Genomic DNA, 24,458 nt, shown 5'->3' on the forward strand with positions numbered 1-24,458 from the left:
TCTAACTTCTAACTTCTAACTTCTAACTTCTAACTTCTAACTTCTAACTTCTAACTTCTAATTTCTAACTTCTAACTTCTAACTTCTAACTTCATTTAGTATTGTTCCTCGTCTGATGGGAAATCACGGTTTTTTACATCCCTGGTATAACTCTCAAAAGCATCCGTCATTTGTGAATGTAGATCTGCATACCTTCTTAAAAACCGCGGATTAAATTCGTGCGTCATTCCAAGCATATCATGTACTACAAGAACCTGTCCGTCCACTCCGTTTCCCGCACCAATCCCTATAACCGGAATGGTAAGGCTTTCTGCTACTTCTTTTGCCAGTTTAGCAGGAACTTTTTCCAAAACCACCGCAAAACACCCCATTTTTTCCAGGAGTAAAGCATCAGATTTTAACTTTTCGGCCTCCTGTTCTTCCTTTGCGCGAACGGTATAAGTTCCGAATTTATAAATAGATTGCGGGGTTAATCCCAGATGTCCCATAACGGGAATCCCGGCATGTAGAATCCTTTTAATGGAATCTTTAACTTCTTTTCCACCTTCCAGTTTAACGGCATGTGCGCCACTTTCTTTCATTATCCTAATTGCAGAACGCAAGGCTTCTTTCGGGTCGCTTTGGTAACTTCCAAATGGTAAATCCACTACTACGAGAGACCTGTTTATAGCGCGAATAACACTGGAAGCATGATAAATCATATGGTCCAGCGTAATAGGCAGGGTAGTTTCATGCCCGGCCATTACGTTACTGGCAGAATCGCCAACCAGGATGACATCTACCCCTGCACCATCCACAATTTTGGCCATGGTAAAATCGTAAGCGGTAAGCATGGCAATTTTTTCACCATGTTTCTTCATATCTACAAGAGATTTTACCGTAATTCTTTTATACTCTTTCTTAGCAACAGACATTAGATTCTTTTTTGTTGGAGTAAAAGTAGTAAATTAGTTAACCACGTTCAAAATGAAATCATGAAAGTACCTGATCATGATTTGAATCCGATTCTTTCAGTTTTTTCGACTGGAAATAACAAGAGTTTTACCGATTATGACAAAATTGTCATAGAAACGTCGTAAACTTGGCGTTATCACGAATAAAGAGACTCCGTATTTTTACTCAATAATTTATAGCTAAATAAAGTGGAAAGATCAAAATTACACAAAAGAGTAAAAGACTTAAAAGTAAGACAAAATTTGTCTCAAGAGGAGCTGGCTGTTAAAGCAGGATTAAGTTTGAGGACAATTCAACGGATTGAAAATGGAGAATCTGTTCCAAGAGGAGATAGTTTAAGGAAACTTTCTATAGCATTACAGGTAACTCCTGATGATTTAATCGACTGGCAGATTCAGGAAGATAAAAATGTAGTAAAGATGCTGAATTTATCTCAGTTAGGTTTTCTGGCTTTTCCAATTTTAGGTATAGTAATTCCGTTGGCAATATGGATTTTAAAAAAGGATAAAACCAAATATGTAGATTCCGTTGGTAAATCAATTCTTAATTTTCAAATAACATGGACAATTTCATTATTCAGCTTTTACCTTCTTTTTATGTTAAATGCAATTTTGCATATTGGGATCATTTCAATGTCAATGTTTTTCATAATTCTCGCTGGTTTATATTTGTACAACCTGTACCTGATCATTAGAAATACATTGTTCATAAATAGAATTGTAAGAATACAATATAAACCAGCTATTAAATTTTTAAATTAATCTAATATTTTCATACTATGAAACCTAATCTCACTATTCTCGCGTTGTTCTTCTTCGGAATTTGTCTTGCCCAGGAACCCGGGGATAAAAATACTTCTGCTGAATTTGAAATTGAAGAAAATGAAAAGGCAGCAGCCAGGGATGCCGCTGTTAAATTAGTTGAAGATTTCTTTGTGGCGTTTCACAAAAAAGACACTGCTGCAATGAGAGAATTTGCCCATCGCGATGTTGTGATGCGTTCTGTAGCTGTAGATACTGCAGGAAATAATACGGTAACCACAGCATCTTATTCCGAGTTTCTAAAATCAATGACCTCTATCCCTGAATCTGCAAAATTTGAAGAGCGTTTACATTCATTTGCTGTACATGCTTCAGGTGAACTGGCCAGTGTCCTTACTCCGTATTCAATGTATATAAATGAGGAATTAAAACATTGCGGGGTGAATTCTTTCCAGCTGGTGAAAGTGGGAGAGGAGTGGAAAATCCTTTATCTGATAGATACCCGCAGATCTGAAGGTTGTGAAGAATTTGAAGCCCGGGAACGATCTGGAGGAGAAACAAAACAAGTTCTGGATAAAGCTCCCGATTTCGATAATCAATAATAAAAAAAGGCCTGAAGTCATCTTTGCGAGGAGTTAATCGAAGCAAATTTAGACTTCGCCAACGCAACATCTTTTCAGGCCTTTTTCAAAAAAGTATTCAATATTTATGGCCTTAATACCACTCTGAACCTTGCTTTATTATTTATCATTTTGCCGTAAGCTTCATTTACTTTATCAAGCGGGAATTCTTCTATCATAGGAGTGGTTCCGCTCAAAGCACTAAAATTAAGCGTGTCTTCAGAATCCATTGCAGTACCGCTTGCCCAGCCGGCTGCGGTTTTTCTTCCCATAAGCAGTTGCATTGGAGAAACTTCAACAGGCTCTCCTGTTGCGGCCACCATAACAATTTTTCCATTTACCCCAATACCGTCTATAACAGAACTTATTGCCTTACTGCTAGGCGCGGTGGCCAGAATTAGATCGGCGCCACCCAGCTTCTGCAGTTCTTCTGCGGCATCTTTTTCTCCCGCATTTATAAAGTGATGCGCACCCAATTCTTTCGAAAGCTCTTTTTTATCATCGCTGGTAGAAATTGCTACCGTGCGCATGCCCATTTTTGCAGCATATTGAACGGCAAGGTGTCCTAATCCGCCAATTCCCTGAACAGCTACCGTATCTCCAGCGGTAACGCCGGCATTTCTTATAGCATTAAAAACGGTGATTCCCGCACAGAGTAACGGTGCGGCATCTGCTGAGGATAATTCATCAGGGACGCTTGCCACGGCTTCATGTGGGGCCGTCATATATTCGGCGTAACCTCCATCATAAGAAATACCGCTTATTTTAGCATTTTCACAATTTATGAAATCTCCTCGGCGGCAGGGTTTGCAGGTAAAGCAATGGCCGCCATGCCAGCCTACGCCCACACGCTGGCCTTTTTCCCATTTGGTTACCCGTTCTCCAACTTCCTCTACAATTCCTACAACTTCATGACCTGGTACCCGGGGATAATCAATGGGAAATACACCTTCTTTTACAATAGCATCGCTATGGCATATTCCGCAGGCTTCCACCTTTATTAAAATTTCATTTTCTTTTGGAGAAGGTTTTTCGACATCTACAACAACAAAATCGCCACCTTTTTCTTTTACTTGTACAGCTTTCATAACTTTTATTTTTTTGGTTTCTGAAGTTACAAAAAAGAGAGGTTTAGCTGCTTAATCCTTTGTTAAATCACTACTATACGAGCTGAAAGCGAAAATCTAAAATTATTTTCTAATTCATAATCTGGGACGTGACTAGCTTCCTGAATTTTACTGAAGTTTTGGAATAAGGAAAAATATAATAATACTGTTATTCATTGTATGCATCAAAATTGGCCAGATAAGGCCGTTGTTTTCGATCTTTATTTTTCCGAAGAAATATCCCGCGATTATCCTGGGGAAAATCAGTAGGAACAGGGCAATATTAATTTGAAAAACTTCCACGTAATTATAAATATGAACCAGGCCGAAGAGAAATGCGAAGAGCAGCCATAATGGTTTATAATATCGGGTAAGGATTTTCTGTAAACCTGAAATTAAATTTTGAGGAGTGAATTCCTTCAGAAATAAAAATATAAGTACTGCTGAAACCAGTAAAACTGCAAAGCTAACCATCCAGTGGACACCTTCGGGAATCAAGAAAGCTCCAAAGATGGTAAGCCAGGTACAAATAAAGAAAAAAATATCTGTGGCAGACGGTTTTATAAGGCTTCTGAAAATTCCTTCTTCCATTACCGGCGCAACAATTAATGCCATGATGGCGAACCTGAGCGGACTTTCCTCCAGCATCTGGAAAAGTTCTGTTTGCTGATATTCGTCTAAATCTATTCCCGGAAAAATACTGTCCAGGATTCCCATTATTGAGAAAAACCCGAAATAACAGGCCACCATGAAAACATAGTTGCGAATTAGGTTCTTTACTTTATTTGCTGAAGTTTCCAGGGCCGGTAATTTAATTTAACTTCAGGTTTAACAATCGCTTAGATTAACCTTGACTGCCAGGCCGCCTTCCGAAGTCTCCTTGTATTTGGAGTTCATATCTTTGGCGGTGTCCCACATGGTTTCAATCACTTTATCTAAGGAAACTTTTGCTTTAGTCGCATCACTTTCAAGGGCAATTTCGGCAGCGTTAATAGCCTTTATTGCTCCCATGGCATTTCGTTCTATACATGGCACCTGCACAAGTCCGGCAATTGGATCACAGGTTAATCCAAGGTGGTGCTCCATGGCAATTTCACTGGCCATTAGAACCTGTTCCGGCGTTCCGCCAAGAAGTTCGCAAAGTCCTCCCGCGGCCATGGCTGAAGAAACGCCAATTTCGGCCTGGCAACCACCCATAGCTGCAGAAATTGTTGCTCCTTTTTTAAACAGACTTCCAATTTCTCCCGCCACCAGCATAAAGCGCTTTAGATCTTCAAAAGTGGCATTATGATTTTCAATAACTATATAATACATCATCACGGCAGGTACGGTTCCTGCGCTGCCATTTGTTGGCGCAGTTACCACCCGGCCTAGGGAAGCATTAACTTCATTTACACTTAATGCAAAGCAGCTAACCCATTTCAGGATTTGGCGGAATTTCACTTCGGTGTTTCTAATGGCGGTAATCCAATCTTCCTGATTATTATATTTGCTGTCTCCCATAAGCCGCTGGTGCATCTCAAAGGCACGGCGTTTTACATTGAGGCCACCGGGGAGTGTACCTTCGGTGTGGCATCCAATATACATGGATTCTAGCATCACATCCCAAACCTGCCTTAAACCAGTATTTATTTCATCTTCACTGCGCATGGATTTTTCGTTCTCCAGTACGATTTCAGAAATGCTTTTATTTTCAGAATGGCAATAGGCCAGAAGTTCCTTTCCTTTTTCTATTGGGAAAGGAAATTCATCAAATTCAGCTTTCTTCTTTTTGGCATTTTTGCGCTCTTTTTTTACCACAAATCCGCCGCCTATGGAATAGAAGGAAGAGGAGATTTTTTTATCATTTTTAAGCGTGGCCCTGAAGGTCATGCCGTTAGGATGAAATTCCAGAAACTTTCGGTTGAATTGCACATCTTCCCGGATGTTGAAATCAATTTCTTTTTCACCGTTAAGCGGAAGGATATTCCTGTTCCTGATACTCTCAATTTCCTGTTCAATAATACCTATATCCATAGTTACGGGATCATGCCCGCACAGGCCCAGAATAGTGGCAATATCTGTAGCATGGCCTTTCCCTGTTAAAGAAAGTGAACCATACAGATCAATATGAATATGTTCCACTTCCCGAAATTGTTGTTTTTCTTTAAGCTCTTTAATCCAGCGCTGCGCAGCTCGCCAGGGACCCAGAGTATGGGAGCTGGAAGGCCCTACGCCAACTTTCAGCATATCAAATACGCTAATACATTCCATGTGTGTGGTTTTAACATGCAAAGGTAGAGATTAGGTTACAGACGGTGAAATAAAAAGCGATGGTCTAAATCTATATGTGTATTAAGATTTAAGTTTTGGACCTTGTATCAACTATTCGTTGTTCATGGTTTATAGTCTTTTGTAAAGGTTCAAAATTCATTCTGTTTTTGATGAATTTAACCCCCACCCTTAAAAAAGGCTGGGAGCTTTGGTTCTACTGGAAGTTAGGGAATATTGCTATGAACTCTTCAACTCTATACTCCAAACCTCAAAGAAACCTGCATTAGGATAGGAGCGGCATCCCGCGAAATTTTCTTCGCGGATACAGCAGATAGCCCGGCCCCTTAATGGAATGGAAAGGAATGCCATATTAAGAATGAATGTGACAACCTGTCATAACTTTTTCGCTGGCATAAAGATTGACTTTAACTGATCGAGAAATTGAAACAATAACATATAAAATCAACGTATAAAGTTATGAGTAAGATAATTGGAATTGACTTAGGTACTACCAACTCTTGCGTTGCCGTAATGGAAGGTAACGAACCTACGGTTATACCTAATGCCGAAGGAAAAAGAACTACGCCTTCTGTAATAGCATTTGTTGAAGGAGGCGAAATAAAAGTTGGAGACCCTGCAAAGCGTCAGGCGGTAACCAACCCCCAAAAAACTATATCGTCTATTAAACGTTTTATGGGGAACAAATATTCTGAATCTTCTAAAGAGGCAGATCGTGTTCCTTACAAAGTAGTAAAGGGAGATAATGATACTCCGCGTGTAGATGTAGACGGAAGAAAATATACTCCACAGGAGCTTTCTGCAATGGTGCTTCAAAAAATGAAGAAAACCGCAGAAGATTATCTGGGACAGGATGTAACCGAAGCGGTAATTACCGTGCCGGCATATTTTAATGATTCTCAGCGACAGGCTACAAAAGAAGCCGGTGAGATCGCAGGCCTTAAAGTAAGCCGAATTATTAACGAACCAACTGCGGCAGCATTGGCTTATGGGCTGGATAAAAAATCCCAGGACCAGAAAATTGCAGTTTATGACCTTGGTGGTGGTACATTTGATATCTCTATTCTTGAATTAGGAGATGGCGTTTTTGAAGTACTTTCTACAAATGGTGATACCCACCTTGGTGGTGATGATTTTGATGAGGTTCTAATAGATTATCTTGCCGATTCTTTTCAGAAAGCAGAAGATATAGATTTGAGAAAAGATCCAATGGCGCTACAGCGTTTAAAAGAAGCTGCTGAAAAGGCAAAAATTGAGTTGTCGTCTTCTTCTCAGACTGAAATTAATTTGCCTTACGTTACCGCAACTTCAAGTGGCCCAAAACACCTTGTGGAAACAATCAGCCGTTCTAAGTTCGAACAATTAGCTTCAGAATTGGTAACCCGTTCCATGGAGCCGGTGAAGAAAGCACTTAATGATGCAGGACTTTCCAAGAGCGATATTGATGAGGTGATTCTTGTTGGTGGTTCTACCCGTATTCCTAAAATTCAGGAAGAAGTAGAGGCATTCTTTGGTAAAAAGCCTTCTAAAGGAGTAAACCCAGATGAGGTTGTGGCGATTGGTGCTGCTATCCAGGGTGGTGTACTTACAGGAGATGTGAAAGATGTATTGCTTCTTGATGTTACTCCGCTTTCTTTAGGTATTGAAACCATGGGAGGAGTAAACACTAAATTAATTGAAGCGAATACTACTATCCCATCTAAAAAGTCACAAACATTCTCTACCGCGGCCGATAATCAGCCTTCTGTAGAAATTCATGTGTTGCAAGGGGAACGTCCAATGGCGGCAGACAATAAAACAATTGGCAGGTTCCACTTAGACGGAATCCCACCAGCGCCAAGGGGAACTCCTCAAATTGAAGTGACCTTTGATATTGATGCCAACGGAATCATTAAAGTAAGCGCAACAGATAAGGCTACTGGTAAATCTCAGGATATTCGTATCGAGGCTTCTTCAGGATTGACTGAAGAGGAAATCGAGAAAATGAAGAAAGAGGCCGAAGCTAATGCTGAAACCGATAAGAAAGCGAAAGAGAAAGTTGATAAGCTGAATGAAGCCGATGCTATGATCTTCCAGACTGAAAAGCAACTGAAAGAATTTGGTGATAAGATTTCTGAAGATAAGAAAAAGCCTGTTGAAGATGCACTTGCAGAGCTTAAGACAGCGTATGAAACTAAAGAGCTTGAACAAATCTCTCCTGCTTTGGATAAATTGAATGAAGCGTGGAAAACAGCTTCTGAAGAAATGTACAAAGCACAAGCCGAAGCTCAGGGCGGAGAAGCCGGAGGACCTCAACAAGGCGCAACCGGCGCCCAGGGTGGACAAGCCGGAGGCGGTGAGTCTAAAGGTAAAGGTGGAGACGACGTTGAAGACGTTGACTTCGAAGAAGTGAAATAAGATCCTTTCTAAATCCTCCCCTAAAAGGAGAGGAATTTAAAAAAGCAAAAAGCGCAATCATCCGATAATCATCGGGATTGATTGCGCTTTTTTGTTTTATCATGTATTGATTTTATGCATATCTTTAGTAGAAACATCATTATGAAAAAATTCCTGTTTGTTATTATTTCATCTTTGTTGTTTGCCGGATGTGAAGATGATGACGTAAATGCAGATGGTTCCTATGAACCAATTTCTACACAATATCCTTATGATGAATTGTCGCTTAAGGAGGAGATAGACTATTTTGAGCTGATGCAAGGTCCGGAAGAATATGAAGAAAAGGTTTTTTCTTATGGGGAATTATGTGCGGGCGCTGAAAATACTGAAGAATGTATTTCGTCTTTTTCAGATTTAACTTCAGAAAATGGATTTACCTACGGTTGCTTGCCAACGGAATGTAACTACTATATCCGCTATAATAAAGATGCAGAAAGTTTTGTGGTAGATAGCAAAGAAGAACTTTTAAATTTTCTGGGAGCTATTGATGCCAAATCTGATGCTATTCTTTGGGCATTTGCTCACGACTATTATTTTCCAATTAACAATATAGAAGACGGAGCCATAAAGAAGGTGACGGGGGGTTATGAACTGATTTTACTAAAAACTGTTTCTTACTGTTCACCTGTGCAAACAAATCGTTTTCATTTAAAAATTTCTACAGACGGGGAGATTACTGTTCTTGCAGAAGAAGTGCAGTCCAAAGACGAAAATTCCTGTATATAAAAAAGTGACTTTAATTCTTCAGGCGCAAACATTGAGGCCCTTTAAGATAAAAAAGGCTATCACATGAAGAAGTGTTTAATATTTAGATGGAGAAGTATGGGCGATGGATTTTATATAGATGTACAGAAACAGAATGGAGATAATTTTAAACCTTTTTTTCTAAAATCTATTTACCATACTATTAACTCCGGGGATATAAACAGACATCCGGAATAGTAAATTGAATCTAAACACTAACCTTAAGTTAACTTGAGTAACTTCAAATTGAAAATTAGTTAAACTAAGCACTAATTTTACTTAACAACATTAGACATTTTCGCAGGTAGATTTGTTGAAACTAAAAATCAATAAATTATATCAGATGAAAACCTTGCGAAATTTTACTTTAAGAATTTTTCTTATTTCAGTAGTATTAAACTTTTTTACTTCCTGTGAAGTGGAAGACGGAGTTGATGGCCGCGATGGCGTAGACGGAGTTGATGGTAATGACGGCGTGGCCGGGGAAGATGGAGAAGACGGGGAAGACTTTACTCCGGAACCAACCATGTTCGCAAACAAATCTGCCCTGGAACCGCTAGTGCTTATAAATCCTTCTTTTGGACAGGTTAAAGCTTACTCCCTTTTGAGCACTACAGATGATATTGACGGATATAATCTTGCAGGATCTGCTGATGGGGCTGGATTGCTAAAGGATCCGGATAGCGACGGATATATCTATGTAGTAAATAACGAAGATCATTATGCAGTATCCAGGGTTTATTTAGATAAAAACCTTATTCCTTATAAAGGGGACTATCTTTTAAATTCCGGGGTGGCAGATTATGCCAGGCAGTGTTCCGGTACAATGTGGGAAGCATCCATACATGGAGGCTCTAAAGACATGTTTCTTTCAGCTTCTGAAAGTATTAATTATGATGTTAAAGGTATAGATCCTTATGTAGCTACTCCAACTCCTACTGCAGATTTTGGTCTTGACGCCCTGGGGGAATTTTCATGGGAAAATGCGGTGCCGCTTCCGCAGGGAGCATTCAGTGGTAAAACAGTAATTATTGGCGGTGATGATGATTCCAGTGGATCTGAAGGCCAGGTAAGCATGTACCTTTCTGAAAATGGTGATGCAGATCTTGAAGGCGGTAAAATATTAGTGCTTCGTTTTAAAGAAATTGCTGATGGTGCCGGTGGAAAAATGGAGGTAGCTGATGATATGACTTATAATGAAGGTGATCTTGATTTCCAAACCGAATATGAAGTAGAATTTGTAGAAATTCCAAATGGTGCATCCCTCACTAACGCTGAAATGGAGAATGCATGTATCAATGTAAACGCTTCTCAATTTATGAGAGTGGAAGATGTTGACTACGGAAAAGGTTCTGATGCTGCTGCCAGAAATGTATATTTCAACGTGACAGGTCGTGGTCCCGGTGCCGGAACTTATAATGATTGGGGAACAGTTTACAAATTGGTTTTAAATGAAAATGATCCAACACAGGGAAAACTTACTCAAATTATTAGCGGTAATACAGATACCAATAATATGGATGGAAATCTTGCTGAACTTCAGAGCCCCGATAATATCTGTGTAACTGAAAACTTTGTTTACATTCAGGAAGATCCCAATTCCTTTAGTCGCGGGCATAATTCCTATATCTATCAGAGTGATTTAGAAGGTAATAATATTAGCGTTTTATTGCGAATCATTGTAGATCAGACTCTGGCCAAAAATCCGGGTACCCGTTTTTCAGGAGAATTTGGATCTTTAATCGATGTGTCTGATAAAGTTGGTGAACCCGGAACTTTCCTTCTGGCAGTGCAGCCTCATTACTGGGAGGATCCTTTTTTCCAGGGAATTGATGGACATTTCAATTCAGATTACGAAGATGACCAGGGATCTCAGATCGTTCTTTTACAGGGACTTCCAAGATAACCTCAGCATTATTAAACTCTATCTATCCAAGGCTTCCGTTTATGCGGAAGCCTCCCTATTTTTTGATTTTAATTCCTTTCTCTATGCGTTTACTAAAACTACTAGCAATAATTTCTGTATTAAATTTTTGTTCCTGCAACCAGTCGGCTACTGAAGAATACGTTATTAACTGGGATGAAACCAGGAGGTATTACCTGGAACATCTTAAAAGGTCAAAGGAAGGCCTTAGGCAATTACAATCCAAAGATCCGAAAGACAAAGGAAATAAAACCTTATTTGCTGAAGTAAGGAATAATTTTAAAGTTGCCGAGCCTTATGCTTCCTATTTAAATCCTGAAGTTGGTCATCGTGTAAATGGCCCAGCCTTACCGGTTTTTAGAGAAGATAATGGTAAAGTGCTTGCGCCAATCGGCCTTCAAAAAATAGAAGAGAGCATCTATGAAGGTGGAGTGGAAAAAGATGAATTTCAGAAGGAAATAGAATACACTATTGGTCTGCTCGATGTACTTCAGAATAATATTGAGAAAAGGGAATTAACATCGCAGCGTTTTTTTATCGCAGTTCAGCAACAGTTAATGCGGGTGATTAGTTTTTCCATGTCTAATTTTGATACTCCTGTTAGTGCGCAGGGAATCAACGATGCTGCACTTACGCTGAAAAGTCTAAAATCGGTATATGAAAAAACACTGCAATATGATATGCAGAAAGAAAAACCTAAGCTCGATGAGGAGTTTATAAAAAACCTGAATTCAGCCATACAGCTGGCTACTAATTATTCAGGTAAAAATGAAGATTTTGATCGCTATAATTATATTCGTAATTATCTGAACCATATATGTAGAAATTGGAAAGAAATAAGAGATGCAAGCGGATATTGGGAAGATTCAAAAGATTATCCTTTTAATTTTGAGGCACCTACTTTTTTTGAACCTGATTCTTTTAATTTAAGTTACTTCACACCATCTGTCAATAAAAATCCTACACGGGAGCAGGTTGAATTAGGTGAAAAATTATTCTTTGATCCTAATCTTTCCGAAGGGGGAAATGTATCTTGCGCTTCCTGCCATATACCTGCAAAAACCTATCAGGACGGGCTTAGCACCGCAATGGATAACAATCAGCAACCTCTGGAAAGAAATACCCCCACCCTTATAAATGTAGCCTATCAGCAAAACTTTTTCTGGGATGGGCGTTCTCAGGATTTACTAAGCCAGATAAACCAGGTTTTTACTAATGAGAGGGAGTTTAATAGTGAAGTTCATAACTTTTCTGATAGAATTCTCCAGGACAGCAGTTATAAAAAGATGTTCAAGCAGACATTTGGAAGGAAGCCTGGATCAAACAGGGAGCTGGTAAAGGCAATATCTTCTTATATCTCCACATTAAAAGGCTTTAACTCTAAATTTGACAAAAATATAAGAGGTGAAGAAAATACGCTTACTGCGGAAGAAAAACACGGTTTTAATCTTTTTATGGGGAAAGCATTATGTGCCACCTGTCATTTTATGCCGCTTACCAATGGTACCGTTCCGCCATTCTTTTCAGAAACAGAAAGAGAAGTGATTGGTGTTCCTGAAACTGCCGAAAATTTAAAATTGGATGATGATGCCGGATTTTACTGGATGTACGGGGCAGATATTCATAAAGGTATGTTCAAGACTCCCACGGTTAGGAATTCAGCATTAACCGCGCCTTACATGCATAACGGAGTTTATACCACTTTAGAGGAGGTTATAGATTTTTACAATTCCGGTGGGGGAGCAGGCCTGGGTTTTGATCTGCCGCACCAAACCCTGCCCTTCGATGAGCTAAGTCTTACGGAAGGGGAAGAAAAGGCTCTTGTAGCTTATTTAAAGACGCTAACAGATGCAGAGGTTTCCAATGTTAAAGAAGAAGAAGATATTTTGTAGTAAGAAATAAAATTCATGAGTTTTCATACGCAACCTTTTCGCTCTTTAGCCATCTAAGTAATAAACATACAAGATGAAAAAATTTTTCATTTCAATTATTCTGCTGCTGTTACTTATAGGATGTAGTAACGATGATTCAATCTCTGTTGATGATTCTTTCCACGCCATTCCCGAACAATATCCATACGATAATTTATCACCTGCATCTCAAGCGGATTATCTGGAACTTATACAAGGTTCCGGGGAATATGAGCATACTCTCTATCAATTTGGTGAATTATGTATCGGCGCAGGAAATGTAGAAGACTGTACCGAAATTTTACGGCGCTTAATACCGAAAATGGGTTTAAGTTTGGTTGTCTTCCTTCCTCCTGTAACTATTACATAAAATATCAAAAAGACTTAGAAAATACTATTATTGATACTAAAGAAAAACTTTTGGATTTTCTGGGCAAAATAGACTCAAAGTCTGATGCCATTTTGTGGGCCTATGGGCACGAATATTATTTCCAGTTGAACGAGATTTCTAACGGAGGTATAAAAAAAGTAGAAGATGGCTATGAATTAATTTTATTAAAAACGGTTATGTTCTGTACGCCTGTACAGACCAATCGTTTTCATTTAAGAATTTCTACAGATGGAAAAATTACTATTTTAGAGGAAGAAGTTTATGAAAAAGATGAAAATGCCTGTGTTTAATCAGTGGAAGTTTTATTTTCTATTTCTTTTTAAAGCTCCTCGCAGAGTAACGCCGCTTATTTTTTTCTGAAAAGACTGGTCGATAAGTTTTATAAGAATGCTACAGGCTTCTTCCACAGAAAGACCGTTTTCATGGATATTGGAAATACAGTTCCGGCGTTCGTCGGTTAGCCCGGTATGCGGATTATAGGTAGTGTAAATTCCCATGCTACTGGGCGAAGAAAGCCCCGGCCGTTCCCCAATAAGCACCGCAGTGAATTTTGCCTGAAGCAACTCCCCAATTTCATCACCTATGGCCACACGTGCATTTTTAACAAGGCAAAGGCTAATGCTGAATTTTCCGGTAAGTTCCGGCAGTAAATTTTTCAGCATAGGCAAGGCTTTCGAGTTCACGGCATTTGCCGAAAGCCCGTCGGCTATAATTATGGCAATATCTGTTTGGTAGGCATTTTTTTTCTCCGTTTTCTCCTGAAGCTGCCGCCCCAAATCGGGTCTTCTTAAATATTCGTCTCTGCTTTCCGCTCTACTGCTGAATTTATAAACCGGTAGCTTAAATTCTTCAAATTGTGCGGCTAATTCATCTGTTTTAAATTCAGAAAAAATAGTATCCTTGGCAAATGCATGATCTTCCTGAAAGCTTAGAACTTCTTTTAAGGGAAGACTACCACCAACATTGCCTAATGCAATTCTGGCTTTGGAAATTGATTTTAGTTCCTGCCAGTTATCTTTTTGAAGATAATCTTTATTAGAAGGTTTCTCCGCCATTATTTTAAGCTTAAAATTTTATGATCTAGTTTTTTCCGTTGTCCTTTTTCATCCATAATTCCCATTTTCTGCAACCATTCTTCAAATTCCGGTGCAGGTTTTTTCTTTAACACATTTCGCAGGTACATGGCGTCATGAAAGGAGGTTGATTGGTAATTCAGCATAATATCATCGGCACCCGGAATACCCATAATATAATTACATCCGGCAACACCCAATAAGGTTAATAAATTATCCATATCCTCCTGGTCTGCTTCGGCATGATTGGTATAGCAAACGTCACAGCCCATTGGAAGCCCCATCAACTTTCCACAAAAATGATCTTCTAAAGCTGCACGAATAATCTGCTTTCCGTCATATAAATATTCCGGGCCAATAAAACCTACCACAGTGTTTACCAGGAAAGGGTTAAATTTCCTGGCTACGGCATAACTTCTAACCTCACAGGTTTGCTGGTCTACCCCATGATGTGCATTGGCCGAAAGCGAAGAGCCCTGGCCGGTTTCAAAATACATCATTTGCGTGCCTATGGTTCCGCGGTCCAGTTCTTTTCCAGCCTCATAAGCTTCCTCCAAAAGTTTTAGATCAATTCCAAAAGAAGAATTTGTTTTTTCGGTACCTCCTATGGATTGGAAGATAAGGTCTACCGGCGCCTTATCTATAATTTCCATGGTAGTGGAAAGGTGGCTTAAAATACAATTTTGAGTAGGGATTTCATATTGTTGCCTGAAATCGTCCAGCTGTTTTAAAAGCTTATGAACCGTTTCGGGATTATCTGTTGCCGGGTTTATGCCAATTACTGCGTCCCCGCAGCCGTACATGAGTCCGTCAATAATACTTGCGGCAATGCCTTTGGGATTGTCTGATGGATTATTAGGTTGAAGCCTGACTGAAAACCTGTCTTTAAGCCCCACAGTATTCCTGAATTTTGTAACGATTTCAATTTTTGAAGCCACCGCAATCAGATCCTGGTTTCTCATTAATTTGGAAACTGCAGCCACCATTTCTGGGGTCAGACCTGGAGCTAAATGCCGGAGAGCTTGGCAATCAGCCTGGTAGGATAGCAGCCAATCCCTGAATTCCCCAACCGTAAATTTAGAAACAGGGGCAAAGGCTTCAGCATTATGATTATCAATAATAAGGCGTGTTACTTCATCTTTATCGTAGGGGATTATATGATCTTGCAGGAATACCTTGAGCGGAAGTTCGCTCAGGCAATACTGTGCGGCAATCCGTTCTTTATGATCTTCTGCGGCAAGGCCTGCCAGAGCATCACCAGAGCGTTGTGGTGTAGCTTTGGCGAGAACTGTTTTTAGATCATTAAAATGATAAGTGAAACCGCGAAGTGAAAATTTATATTTCATACTGTCTGAATGCTGAAATCGTAAAGTAGTAAAACTTTAGTTCAGATGACAGTTATACCTGAGCTTTTAAATTTTTTTAAGATAATGGAAGCAATTGTTGTAAAGTATCAGAAATGGATATCAACCTGCAGCCTGTACATTAGGCCATCTTCAGCATCATGTTGAAAATCATTAAAACTGAGATCTGTTTGTACTTTCAGCTTATGACCAACAATATACTTGGAAAGTCCTAAGGTGTATTGTTTTTCAACTCCCTGGTTAAAATACCGGTTTTCCAAGTTGATGCCCGTATAGCGCCCCACAAGTTCATAGTTATTCTTAAAAACATAGCCAGCCTGAACATTAAAGCCATCTCCTACCTGCACAATTTCTCCGGTTGGCGTGCCATCAGAATTTACGGCTATAGGATCATCGGCTGTTCGCCTGGCCGCTTCCGCAAGAATATTTAGGCCGCGGTACTTAAACATCAAATCCAGAAAATAAGTATTGATATCGGTATTATAAAATCCTTCATCATTAAGGATATAGGAACCTGCTACCGATCTTGTCTTTACTGCATCATCATTATAGCTAAAGCTGGCTCCAAAGGCCAATTTTGGAAAAGGCTCGCGCACAAGATCGGCACCGGAATAATCTTTAAAATCCCCAAAGGGAAGAATTTCGGCACGTGCCACAAAATGATATCCTCCAAAATTGCCTGTAGTAGTATTTCTCCCTTCTCCCTGGGAAACAGAAACGGCCTCTCGAAAAAGAACATTTTCACCAGCGTAAAAATAATGATGTAACTGTACTCCGGTTTCCCGGTCTATATTAAACCGACTGTTAACGAGCGAACGATCTACGGTTTGCATATTGGCAGAAGAAATAATCCTTTCCCTGTTGCCCGGCAATTTGGTCTGGCCCACCCATAATTCAAAATTTCGGTAAAAATTCCAGAAGAGTACTGCGTCCAGAATATATCTGGGGGCATCGCCGGTATATTCTGAAGCTCCGGAAATATCATTGTTAGAAAGCCCAAGTTCAATTTTATATCTGAGTTTAGGAGAATAGGCAAATCCTGAAAATTTGAGGCGTGCTCTCCTGATGAGCATATTTGAATTTCCATTTTTAAGGCTGTAATCCTCAGGAAAATCCCATTCTGATGTATAGAGGGATTGAAAACGTGCGGCAAACTTAAGGCTGTATGAACTGTCTCGTGCCGCTATATTTATAAGTCCGTTACCAAATTGGTTTTTAGTAATTTCCTGAGCATAAAAGCATGTGGACGCCACCAGCCAAAAGGCCGGTAACAGCTTCCATTTTAATTTCATTACCTGTTAGTTTTTGTCGCTGCAAATAACCAATGGCAATGTTAAGTTAATGTTAATCAGATATTATGCTTAGGTGAATTTGATAAAAAGCCGCCCCTTAGGACGGCCCATCCATAAATAAAGTCGACAAAAACTAATGTTTATGAAATTGCTCTTAAAGAGCATGACAAAAATGATGTTTTCCCGTGATAGCTGTATGAAATAAAAATTAAGGAATGGTTACATTTAGGTTGCTTTAGTAATATAAACCCCGTTTTAACTGAATTTGATGCTAATTTATAAACGTAAAATATAAATAGATAATATTGAAGATTACCAGGCAAGCAAAGCATACCAAACTAAAGTTTCTGTAGTTTTTCCCCGGCCTGTGTTTTAGAGGCATTTGTTTTCCTGTTACAAGTTTATAGTTGAACCAGGCGAGGAAAGGAGCAGAGAGAAATGAAAGCCCTGCCGCAAAGTCCACAAGAATAGTAAAAGAACCGGAAAGAAAATAAAGAATGGCTAAGGAGAGCACCGGAATAGTGAAAATACAATATTTATAAATTTTCCATTTATCTTTGATTTCTTCAGCTTTATCTTTTTCGGGATGTTTTAATTCTGAAATTACCCGGGGATAAGCATCGGTAACAGTAAGTACTGTACTTAACATAGTTATAAAGGCGGCGATAGAAATTAAAGGTTTACTCCAGTCGCCAAGTGTTTTTCCGTAAAGATCTACGAGTTGAGAGGAAAATTCCACACTATTACTAGAGAAAGAAGAGCCATTTCCAAACATTACAAGAGCACCGAGTAGGAAAAATAATAAGCCGATAAAGGATGCAGATAAATAACCGATATTAAAATCAGCAAAAGCACCTTTTACGGAAAGCTTCTGCCTGGTTTGCAGCGACTTTTCTTTCGTCCAGATGCTGTGCCAAACAGAAGCATCTAGAGGAATTGGCATCCAGCCCATAAATGCAATCATAAAACCAATGCTGGACACTGTCCACAGGGATGGAGCCGGGGTTTGAAGAGAGTTCTCTAAAGTCCCGGCTCCAAAAGCCATAATCACCGCAGCAAGGGTGGCAACAGTTAAAAATGATACGATTATCTTCATGCTCCTGTCCAGCCCCGGATATTTGCCAATAAGGAGCAGTGCAATACAGGCGCCGAGAATAATGAAACTCCATAAAAAAGGGGACCATCCAAAATTAAAAAGTCGTTCTGCAAGGCCTGCTGTTACTATTGTAACGGCTGCCTGTATTATAAACATACTTCCTATAGTAATAAAGATATAGGTCCAGTAAGGAAATTTCCCCATTCTTTTATAGCCGGTAATAACATGCTTTCCTGTTCCTGCTGCAAATCGCGGCCCGAATTCCAAAAAGGGATATTTAGAGATACAGGCCAGCAACAAAACCCAGATCAGGATAAATCCATAATCTGCACCGGCACGGGTGGCCTGTACAAGATGAGAAACCCCAATCGCAGCTCCGGCCAGGAGAAAGCCCGGGCCAATAGATTTAAGAATGGAAGATTTGGAAGAAGGTTTATGTTTCATTAATAAAAATTCTGTCGCCAGGCCAAATTTTTTCAGCTTCTGATCTGGAAGATCCTGAAACAAGTTCAGAATGACTAGTTGTAACTCAATTTAAGCAAATTTTGAAATCAATTCGGGATTTACTTCATGTTTGCCATCAAAGCTTAAAATCTTCAAATCCTGCGGAAAAAGTTCGTGAAGCCGTTTTTCTTCAACTTCAATAATCCTACTTTTAAGGTATTCATCATTTTTTCCATAGATAAAGGAAAATTGCGTGTCTTTAAGAAAAGAAAAATCTTCAGTTTTTAATTCCTGCGGCAACTTCCCGGAATGCATAATTAATGTATCGCACTTGATTTTCCTTTTTGCTACCCAGCGGGTTGCAACAGAAACTCCCTGGGAATATCCTAAAATAATCAGATTTGGAGCATCAGCTAATTTTTCAACTTTATAAACTTCATCTAAATAGTTTAGAACGTTTTCAACTTCAAGCTGGGTGTTTTCTTTTGTGAGCCATGAGGCGCCAACATGCTTATATTGGTTGTTGAGGTAGTACTTAGAATGTGCCTGTGGAGCAATAATGTAATTTTCTTCAGCATTTAAATGCTGAAAATGTCTTAGGAAATATCGGCTTAGATATCCAATGCCGTGGCACACCACCCATACGTTTTTAGTGCGGGGGGTGAATTCATTCAACACGCTGTATGTATTGGTGATCTGGTAAGAAAGCTGCTTTTCGGTACTCATATTTCTGGCTTGGTTTCGTATTTTTACAAAGAAACCAATTGTATTGCTATGACCAAAGAAGAAATTCTGGAGCTTTCCAAAAATGCATGTAAAAATACGCTGATGGAAACCCTTGATATTGAATTTACTGAAGTTGGGGAAGATTATCTTATCGCTAAAATGCCTGTTACGGCAAAGGTGCATCAGCCGGATGGGGTTTTACATGGAGGGGCCAGTGTTGCACTTGCAGAAAGTGTGGGTAGCCTGGCAAGTTATGTATTTTTAAATACTGAAGATTTTTTTATTCGCGGGATTGAGATTTCTGCCAATCATTTAAAGAGCATTTCTGAAGGATACGTTTTTGCAAAGGCAGAATTTATTCATAAAGGACGTACCACTCAGCTTTGGAATATAAGGATAACCGATGAGGAAGATCAGCTTATTTCTTTGGTAAAACTTACTACCATAGCACTACCCAAAAAGAAGCAGCATGAATAAGGATAATTTCTTTACTGTCCTGGAAGAGCAGCTGGATAAAGGTTTTCCTTTTGCAGCTTACCGCAAGCCGATGCACGGGGAAAAAATGGAGAAAACCAAAGCTTTGCTGCAGCAGGATAATGTTACACATTATGTAGAAGATTATAAAGAAAGTGGGTTTGTTTTTGCACCTTTTGATAATGAGAACAGAGGTTTAATAATCCCTTCAGAAGCTGCGGAAGAACTTTTTACGGAATATACTTTTGAAGAAGACCATAAAAATGTAAAAAAAGAAGGGCCGAATTTTCCGCCTAATCAATTAAGAAAACTGGCCCGGGTGGAGCATGAAAACCTGGTGCAGAAAGCGGTTGATAAAATTAAAGAGGGAAAATTGCTGAAAGTAGTGATTTCACGTTCAGAGAATGTGCAGACACAGCTGAAGGTGATTGAAATTTTTAAAAATATCCTCAAAAAATACAATTCGGCTTTTGTTTATCTCTGGTTTCATCCTGAAACCGGAATCTGGATGGGTGCAACTCCCGAAACTTTGGTTTCCGTAGAAAGGAACAGGTTTGAAACTATGGCCCTGGCGGGAACACAAGCTTTTCATGATACTCTGGATGTGCAATGGGGAGATAAAGAAAAAGAAGAACAGCAAATTGTGACCAATTCTATCGTGGATGGGTTGCAGAAATCTGAAATTATTGTACCAGACAAGCTTCAGGTTTCTGAAGCTTACACGGCAAAAGCCGGAAACCTGCTGCACCTTAGGACAGATATTAATGGGAATTTAAAGGCAGGCACTTCAGCTTTAAAACAATTGATAAAGTCTTTACATCCTACCCCTGCTGTTTGCGGGCTTCCAAAAGATGCGGCTAAAAGATTTATTTTAGAAAATGAAGGATACCACCGGCATTTTTATTCCGGTTTCCTTGGAGAGTTGAATTTGAAGAGAGAAATTAAACGCAACAGCAACCGCAGAAATCAGGAAAATCAGGCATACGCCAGCATTTCCAGAAGTACTTCTCTTTTTGTTAATTTGCGCTGCATGAAAATTAGAGAAGGTACAGCTGAGCTTTTTACTGGAGGCGGGATTACCAAAGATTCCAATCCTTCCCTGGAATGGGAGGAAACTGTAAATAAAGCGCATACTATGAAATCTGTTTTGGTAAAATAAAAAAATCGCAAAGACCTCCCGGATTTTTAAAACCAGTGAGGTCTGAAAAAGAAAATAGAAAAAAATCTGTGAAATATTCTAAAATTCCTGTAGCACGATCCATAGTAAGTCTTTGTGTTTCTAAAAATATAAATCATGTAGTTATTTCTCCCGGTTCAAGAAATGCGCCGCTCACTATAGGTTTTACGCATCATCCGGAAATTAATGCTTACAGTATTGTAGATGAACGGTGCGCGGCTTTCTATGCCTTAGGAATGGCACAGCAACTGCAAAAACCGGTTGCTTTGGTTTGTACTTCCGGATCGGCGTTGTTAAATTATTATCCTGCGATTGCCGAAGCTTTTTACAGCGATATCCCTTTGGTGGTGATTTCTGCAGATCGCCCGGTAGAGCGTATAGATATTGGAGATGGGCAAACCATCAGGCAGAAAAATGTTTTTGAGAACCATATTCTTTATTCAGCAAATCTTTATTCTGAAATTGTTCTTGAAACTGAAGCCACCGATAAAAAACTTCAGCAAAAACAGTTTGAATCCCAAAAACATAATGAGCGTGAGATTAACCTTGCGTTAAACCGCGCGATAGAGGAGAAGGGGCCGGTGCATATAAATGTGCCTTTTTATGAGCCGCTTTATGACGCGGTGGAAAATGTAGAGGTGAATCCGCTGCAGATTTTGCCGGAAATTAAAGAGCGGACTTATTCTGAAAATCAGTTAAAAGCTTATGCAGATTTATGGAATAAGGCGAAGCGAAAAATGATTATTGTTGGGGTGGCGCAGCCTAATGTTGTAGAACAGCAGTTTTTGGAAAAACTGGCAAAGGATCCATCGGTTATTGTTTTTACTGAAACGACTTCTAACCTTAATCACCCGGAATTTTTTACACGGATAGACACCATTATTGGCCCTATTGAAAAGGATGAAAACCGGGAAGCTCTTTTCAGGGAACTTCAGCCTGATATTCTGCTCACTTTCGGTGGGATGATTGTTTCCAAGAAGATAAAGGCTTTTCTGCGAAATTATAATCCGCAGCAGCACTGGCATGTAGATCCTAAAAAAGCATATAATACCTTCTTTTGTCTTAATAAACATTTTGAGGTTTCGGTAAATTCATTTTTTGATAATTTCTTTCCGCTAACACAAAAAGTGGAAAGCAATTATGCCACGTTCTGGAAAGATATTAAGCAGAAGCGGCAGGCACGACATGAGGAGTATATGGATGAAATTCCTTATTCAGATCTAAAAGCCATGCAATATATTGTTCCGCAAATGCCGGAAAATTACATTCTGCATCTTGGGAACAGTTCCACCATCAGGTATGCACAATTGTTTAAGTGGAAGGAGAGCCTGCGTATTTTTTGTAATCGTGGTACCAGCGGTATTGACGGCAGTATTTCCACCGCTGTGGGTGCTGCAAGTGTAAATGGAGAGCCAACTTTGATTATATCCGGGGACCTGAGTTTTTTCTATGATAGTAATGCGTTGTGGAATAATTATATTCCTTCAAATTTCAGGATTATTGTCCTGAATAACGGTGGCGGCGGAATCTTCAGAATATTGCCCGGCAATAAGAATTCTGAAAATTTTGATACCTATTTTGAAACCACCCATGACCTGAAAGCAAAATCTTTATGTGAAATGTACAGTTTTGAATATGAGTCCGCATCTTCTTCCGAAGAAACCGAAACTGCGATGAAGCACTTTTTTGAAACTTCGGAACGGCCAAAATTGCTGGAAATTTTTACTCCGCGTAAAGTGAATGACGAGGTATTGCTGGAATATTTCAGTTTTATGCGATAAGAAGCAGCTGAATTTTCTTTTTACTTCAGCTCTAAAATATAAAGTATCTTTGCATTTTAAATTGAAGTTATGCTTAGAATTGGCGAATACCATATTTTAACGATAGACAGGGACACAGAACCGGGATTATTTCTGCGGGGTGATGACGGGAACGAGGTTTTGCTTCCCAATAAATATATTCCGGAACAATATGAGCTGGAGGATGAAATTGAGGTATTTGTTTATCTTGATCATGAAGAGCGGCCGGTGGCAACAACTCTGAAACCGCTTATAAAACTTGATGAATTTGAAATGCTGAAGTGCGTTGAGGTAACAGATTTTGGCGCATTTTTGGATTGGGGATTGGAAAAGCATCTTTTTGTTCCTTTTAAAGAGCAGGTTTATTCTATGACCATAGGGAGCCGATATTTAGTGTTTTGTTACCTCGATCTTGAAACTGATCGGCTGGTGGCTTCCAGTAAGGTGCATGCTTTTCTGGACAATTCGGAATTAACGGTGGAGCCTTTTGAAGAAGTAGACCTTATTATCAGCAATAAAACTGACCTTGGCTATAATGTAATTGTGAATGAAATCCATCTCGGTCTTATTTATAATGATGATATTTTCCAAAAGCTGAATGTTGGCGACCGGATGAAGGGTTTTATCAAAAAGACCAGGCCTGATGGAAAGATTGATGTTACGCTGCAACGCCCTGGTTATAGAAGTATAGAGCCAAATGCCCAAACCATTCTGGAAGAACTGGAGCGTAATAATGGATATTTGAGACTTACCGACAAATCGAGCCCTGTTGAAATTCAGCGGATACTCGAAATGAGCAAAAAAAGCTTTAAAAGGGCTGTCGGGAATTTATATAAGCAGCGGGTGATAGATATTAAAGATGACGGAATTTATCTTCAGGAGAAGTCTTAAAAGTAGATCCTGCGGTAATTGGAATAATGGCTGTTATTTGGATTGCCATAATTTAAATAATTCCGGTTTCCAAATCCGCGGGAATATGGATAATTAAAATCCCGGGAAAAACTATCCCTGGTATAATCGGTATCCCCGCTTACTTCAATAGTTTTTTTCTTTTTTTCCGGAAATCTGAAATCGATCTCCACCGTTGGTTCCCTTTCATTTTTCTTACGCGCTAAAACAGCTTTCAAATCCACGGTCCTTCTTTCGTAGGGATCTTTGTCAATAAAGTTTCCATCAGGTAGAATAAACTGTTTTTCTTCAACCCAGCTAAACCCAACTTCCATAAGCGCTGAAGAGATATTCCTGTTGGAAATTTCAAAATCTTCCCTGTCCCAGTATTCCTGAGCTTTTACATTAAAAATACCTGTAAGTAAAAAGAAAAATAATACAAAGCGCAACTTCATAATTCAATTTTTGAATACTAATCAAAAAGGATGCTAGAATTCTGTAAATATAAAATATTGTTGTATAAAATTTGGATCTTCAACAGATAATCCCCTTAAAAGATTATTTTCGCTTTTGATATTCAACCTTAATTTTAAAATATGAAAAAAACTTTTCTTATCGCCCTGATGCTGATGTTGGGCCTGTACGGTTTCTCACAGGAAAAAAATATGCAGGAAAAAACCATCGATTTAATTAAAATGACCTCCGGGCAACAATTCGAGGTTATGACTGAACCGGTGGTAAAAATGATTCCGGAAGCCAATCAGGAAGCTTTTAAAAAAGAGCTTTTGACCAGTATGGATGAGCTTTATGCACAAATTGCCGAAGTGTATATTGAAAATTTTACTGAAGAAGAGATTGATAAAATCCTGGCATTTTACAATACTCCTGTAGGGGAGAAAATGGTAGGAATCACCCCTGAACTTACTAAAAAAGGGATGGAAATAGGGCAGCAATGGGGAATGAAGTTGCAGCCGATGATTGCCAAATATTCTAAATAGAACAAGAAAA

General features: G+C 39.2%; 24 protein-coding genes. 14 read left to right on the plus strand and 10 right to left on the minus strand.

All coding sequences use genetic code 11. The features are described 5' to 3' along the window. Nucleotides 1-95: 95 nt before the first annotated feature. Nucleotides 96-914 (minus strand): 3-methyl-2-oxobutanoate hydroxymethyltransferase, encoded by an 819-nt coding sequence (panB, locus tag RM539_RS12455; protein ID WP_311503733.1) that lies wholly within the window; start codon nucleotides 912-914, stop codon nucleotides 96-98. A gap of 228 nt (nucleotides 915-1,142) precedes the next feature. Here panB and RM539_RS12460 point away from each other — a divergent pair, with 228 nt between their 5' ends. Together RM539_RS12460 and RM539_RS12465 are read left to right on the plus strand one after the other, a co-directional pair. Further along, nucleotides 1,143-1,715 carry a magnetosome magnetite crystal formation protein family gene (locus RM539_RS12460; RefSeq protein WP_311503734.1) on the plus strand — a complete coding sequence of 191 codons (573 nt, stop codon included), beginning with the start codon at nucleotides 1,143-1,145 and terminating at the stop codon, nucleotides 1,713-1,715. A 17-nt stretch (nucleotides 1,716-1,732) separates the two neighbouring features. Further along, nucleotides 1,733-2,317, plus strand: coding sequence for a Cif family virulence factor (locus RM539_RS12465; protein WP_311503735.1), 585 nt, complete (start codon nucleotides 1,733-1,735; stop codon nucleotides 2,315-2,317). A 104-nt stretch (nucleotides 2,318-2,421) separates the two neighbouring features. Here RM539_RS12465 and RM539_RS12470 read toward each other — a convergent pair whose 3' ends face one another. The 3 genes from RM539_RS12470 to RM539_RS12480 form a co-directional block, all read right to left on the minus strand. Then, nucleotides 2,422-3,423 (minus strand): alcohol dehydrogenase, encoded by a 1,002-nt coding sequence (locus RM539_RS12470; protein WP_311503736.1) that lies wholly within the window; start codon nucleotides 3,421-3,423, stop codon nucleotides 2,422-2,424. Nucleotides 3,424-3,570: 147 nt separating this feature from the next. Further along, on the minus strand, nucleotides 3,571-4,191 hold the full coding sequence (locus tag RM539_RS12475) for a CPBP family glutamic-type intramembrane protease (RefSeq protein WP_311503737.1): 621 nt from the start codon (nucleotides 4,189-4,191) through the stop codon (nucleotides 3,571-3,573). Nucleotides 4,192-4,269: 78 nt separating this feature from the next. Beyond that, a complete protein-coding gene (locus RM539_RS12480) occupies nucleotides 4,270-5,694 on the minus strand; it encodes an L-serine ammonia-lyase (protein WP_311503738.1) in 1,425 nt (474 codons plus the stop codon). A gap of 477 nt (nucleotides 5,695-6,171) precedes the next feature. On the opposite strand from RM539_RS12480, the gene dnaK reads away from it, so the two are divergent. The 7 genes from dnaK to RM539_RS12515 all read left to right on the plus strand — a co-directional run bounded on the left by dnaK (nucleotide 6,172) and on the right by RM539_RS12515 (nucleotide 13,407). Then, a complete protein-coding gene (gene dnaK / locus RM539_RS12485; RefSeq protein ID WP_311503739.1) occupies nucleotides 6,172-8,109 on the plus strand; it encodes a molecular chaperone DnaK in 1,938 nt (645 codons plus the stop codon). Nucleotides 8,110-8,250: 141 nt separating this feature from the next. Beyond that, nucleotides 8,251-8,874 (plus strand): hypothetical protein, encoded by a 624-nt coding sequence (locus RM539_RS12490; protein ID WP_311503740.1) that lies wholly within the window; start codon nucleotides 8,251-8,253, stop codon nucleotides 8,872-8,874. Between the two features lie 63 nt (nucleotides 8,875-8,937). Further along, entirely contained in the window at nucleotides 8,938-9,090 is a 153-nt protein-coding gene (locus RM539_RS12495; RefSeq protein WP_311503741.1) for a hypothetical protein, read from the plus strand. 145 nt (nucleotides 9,091-9,235) lie between these two features. Beyond that, nucleotides 9,236-10,798, plus strand: coding sequence for a PhoX family protein (locus RM539_RS12500; RefSeq protein WP_311503742.1), 1,563 nt, complete (start codon nucleotides 9,236-9,238; stop codon nucleotides 10,796-10,798). A gap of 83 nt (nucleotides 10,799-10,881) precedes the next feature. After that, the gene (locus tag RM539_RS12505) at nucleotides 10,882-12,708 is read left to right on the plus strand and encodes a cytochrome-c peroxidase (RefSeq protein ID WP_311503743.1); all 1,827 of its coding nucleotides are present in this window, start codon (nucleotides 10,882-10,884) and stop codon (nucleotides 12,706-12,708) included. Nucleotides 12,709-12,781: 73 nt separating this feature from the next. After that, entirely contained in the window at nucleotides 12,782-13,096 is a 315-nt protein-coding gene (locus RM539_RS12510) for a hypothetical protein (RefSeq protein ID WP_311503744.1), read from the plus strand. 50 nt (nucleotides 13,097-13,146) lie between these two features. After that, entirely contained in the window at nucleotides 13,147-13,407 is a 261-nt protein-coding gene (locus RM539_RS12515; RefSeq protein WP_311503745.1) for a hypothetical protein, read from the plus strand. Nucleotides 13,408-13,419: 12 nt separating this feature from the next. Here the strand turns inward: RM539_RS12515 and eutC are convergent, their stop codons facing one another. The 5 genes from eutC to RM539_RS12540 all read right to left on the minus strand — a co-directional run bounded on the left by eutC (nucleotide 13,420) and on the right by RM539_RS12540 (nucleotide 19,112). Continuing rightward, nucleotides 13,420-14,172 (minus strand): ethanolamine ammonia-lyase subunit EutC, encoded by a 753-nt coding sequence (gene eutC / locus RM539_RS12520; protein WP_311503746.1) that lies wholly within the window; start codon nucleotides 14,170-14,172, stop codon nucleotides 13,420-13,422. Then, the gene (locus RM539_RS12525; protein WP_311503747.1) at nucleotides 14,172-15,536 is read right to left on the minus strand and encodes an ethanolamine ammonia-lyase subunit EutB; all 1,365 of its coding nucleotides are present in this window, start codon (nucleotides 15,534-15,536) and stop codon (nucleotides 14,172-14,174) included. The genes eutC and RM539_RS12525 overlap by 1 nt, the downstream gene beginning before the upstream one ends. A gap of 107 nt (nucleotides 15,537-15,643) precedes the next feature. Next, on the minus strand, nucleotides 15,644-16,846 hold the full coding sequence (locus tag RM539_RS12530) for a porin (protein WP_311503748.1): 1,203 nt from the start codon (nucleotides 16,844-16,846) through the stop codon (nucleotides 15,644-15,646). Nucleotides 16,847-17,117: 271 nt separating this feature from the next. After that, the gene (locus RM539_RS12535; protein ID WP_311503749.1) at nucleotides 17,118-18,386 is read right to left on the minus strand and encodes an NRAMP family divalent metal transporter; all 1,269 of its coding nucleotides are present in this window, start codon (nucleotides 18,384-18,386) and stop codon (nucleotides 17,118-17,120) included. A 90-nt stretch (nucleotides 18,387-18,476) separates the two neighbouring features. Next, nucleotides 18,477-19,112: an alpha/beta hydrolase gene (locus RM539_RS12540; protein ID WP_311503750.1), complete on the minus strand. Its 636-nt coding sequence runs from the start codon at nucleotides 19,110-19,112 to the stop codon at nucleotides 18,477-18,479. A 48-nt stretch (nucleotides 19,113-19,160) separates the two neighbouring features. Between RM539_RS12540 and RM539_RS12545 the strand changes: the two genes are divergently transcribed. From RM539_RS12545 to RM539_RS12560, 4 genes are all read left to right on the plus strand, one after another. Then, nucleotides 19,161-19,589 carry a PaaI family thioesterase gene (locus RM539_RS12545; RefSeq protein WP_311503751.1) on the plus strand — a complete coding sequence of 143 codons (429 nt, stop codon included), beginning with the start codon at nucleotides 19,161-19,163 and terminating at the stop codon, nucleotides 19,587-19,589. Next, the gene (locus tag RM539_RS12550) at nucleotides 19,582-20,745 is read left to right on the plus strand and encodes a chorismate-binding protein (RefSeq protein WP_311503752.1); all 1,164 of its coding nucleotides are present in this window, start codon (nucleotides 19,582-19,584) and stop codon (nucleotides 20,743-20,745) included. The genes RM539_RS12545 and RM539_RS12550 overlap by 8 nt, the downstream gene beginning before the upstream one ends. Before the next feature lie 68 nt (nucleotides 20,746-20,813). Next, a complete protein-coding gene (menD, locus tag RM539_RS12555; RefSeq protein ID WP_311503753.1) occupies nucleotides 20,814-22,544 on the plus strand; it encodes a 2-succinyl-5-enolpyruvyl-6-hydroxy-3-cyclohexene-1-carboxylic-acid synthase in 1,731 nt (576 codons plus the stop codon). A gap of 69 nt (nucleotides 22,545-22,613) precedes the next feature. Continuing rightward, nucleotides 22,614-23,453 (plus strand): CvfB family protein, encoded by an 840-nt coding sequence (locus RM539_RS12560; protein ID WP_311503754.1) that lies wholly within the window; start codon nucleotides 22,614-22,616, stop codon nucleotides 23,451-23,453. On the opposite strand, the gene RM539_RS12565 is transcribed toward RM539_RS12560, so the two are convergent. Then, nucleotides 23,450-23,905 (minus strand): hypothetical protein, encoded by a 456-nt coding sequence (locus RM539_RS12565; RefSeq protein ID WP_311503755.1) that lies wholly within the window; start codon nucleotides 23,903-23,905, stop codon nucleotides 23,450-23,452. The two genes, RM539_RS12560 and RM539_RS12565, sit on opposite strands and share 4 nt — an antisense overlap. Nucleotides 23,906-24,046: 141 nt before the next feature. Between RM539_RS12565 and RM539_RS12570 the strand changes: the two genes are divergently transcribed. Then, nucleotides 24,047-24,448: a DUF2059 domain-containing protein gene (locus tag RM539_RS12570; protein WP_311503756.1), complete on the plus strand. Its 402-nt coding sequence runs from the start codon at nucleotides 24,047-24,049 to the stop codon at nucleotides 24,446-24,448. The last annotated feature ends 10 nt before the right edge of the window (nucleotides 24,449-24,458 follow it).

The sequence above is a fragment of the Autumnicola musiva genome (assembly GCF_031846585.1).
GTDB classification, from domain to species: domain Bacteria; phylum Bacteroidota; class Bacteroidia; order Flavobacteriales; family Flavobacteriaceae; genus Autumnicola; species Autumnicola musiva.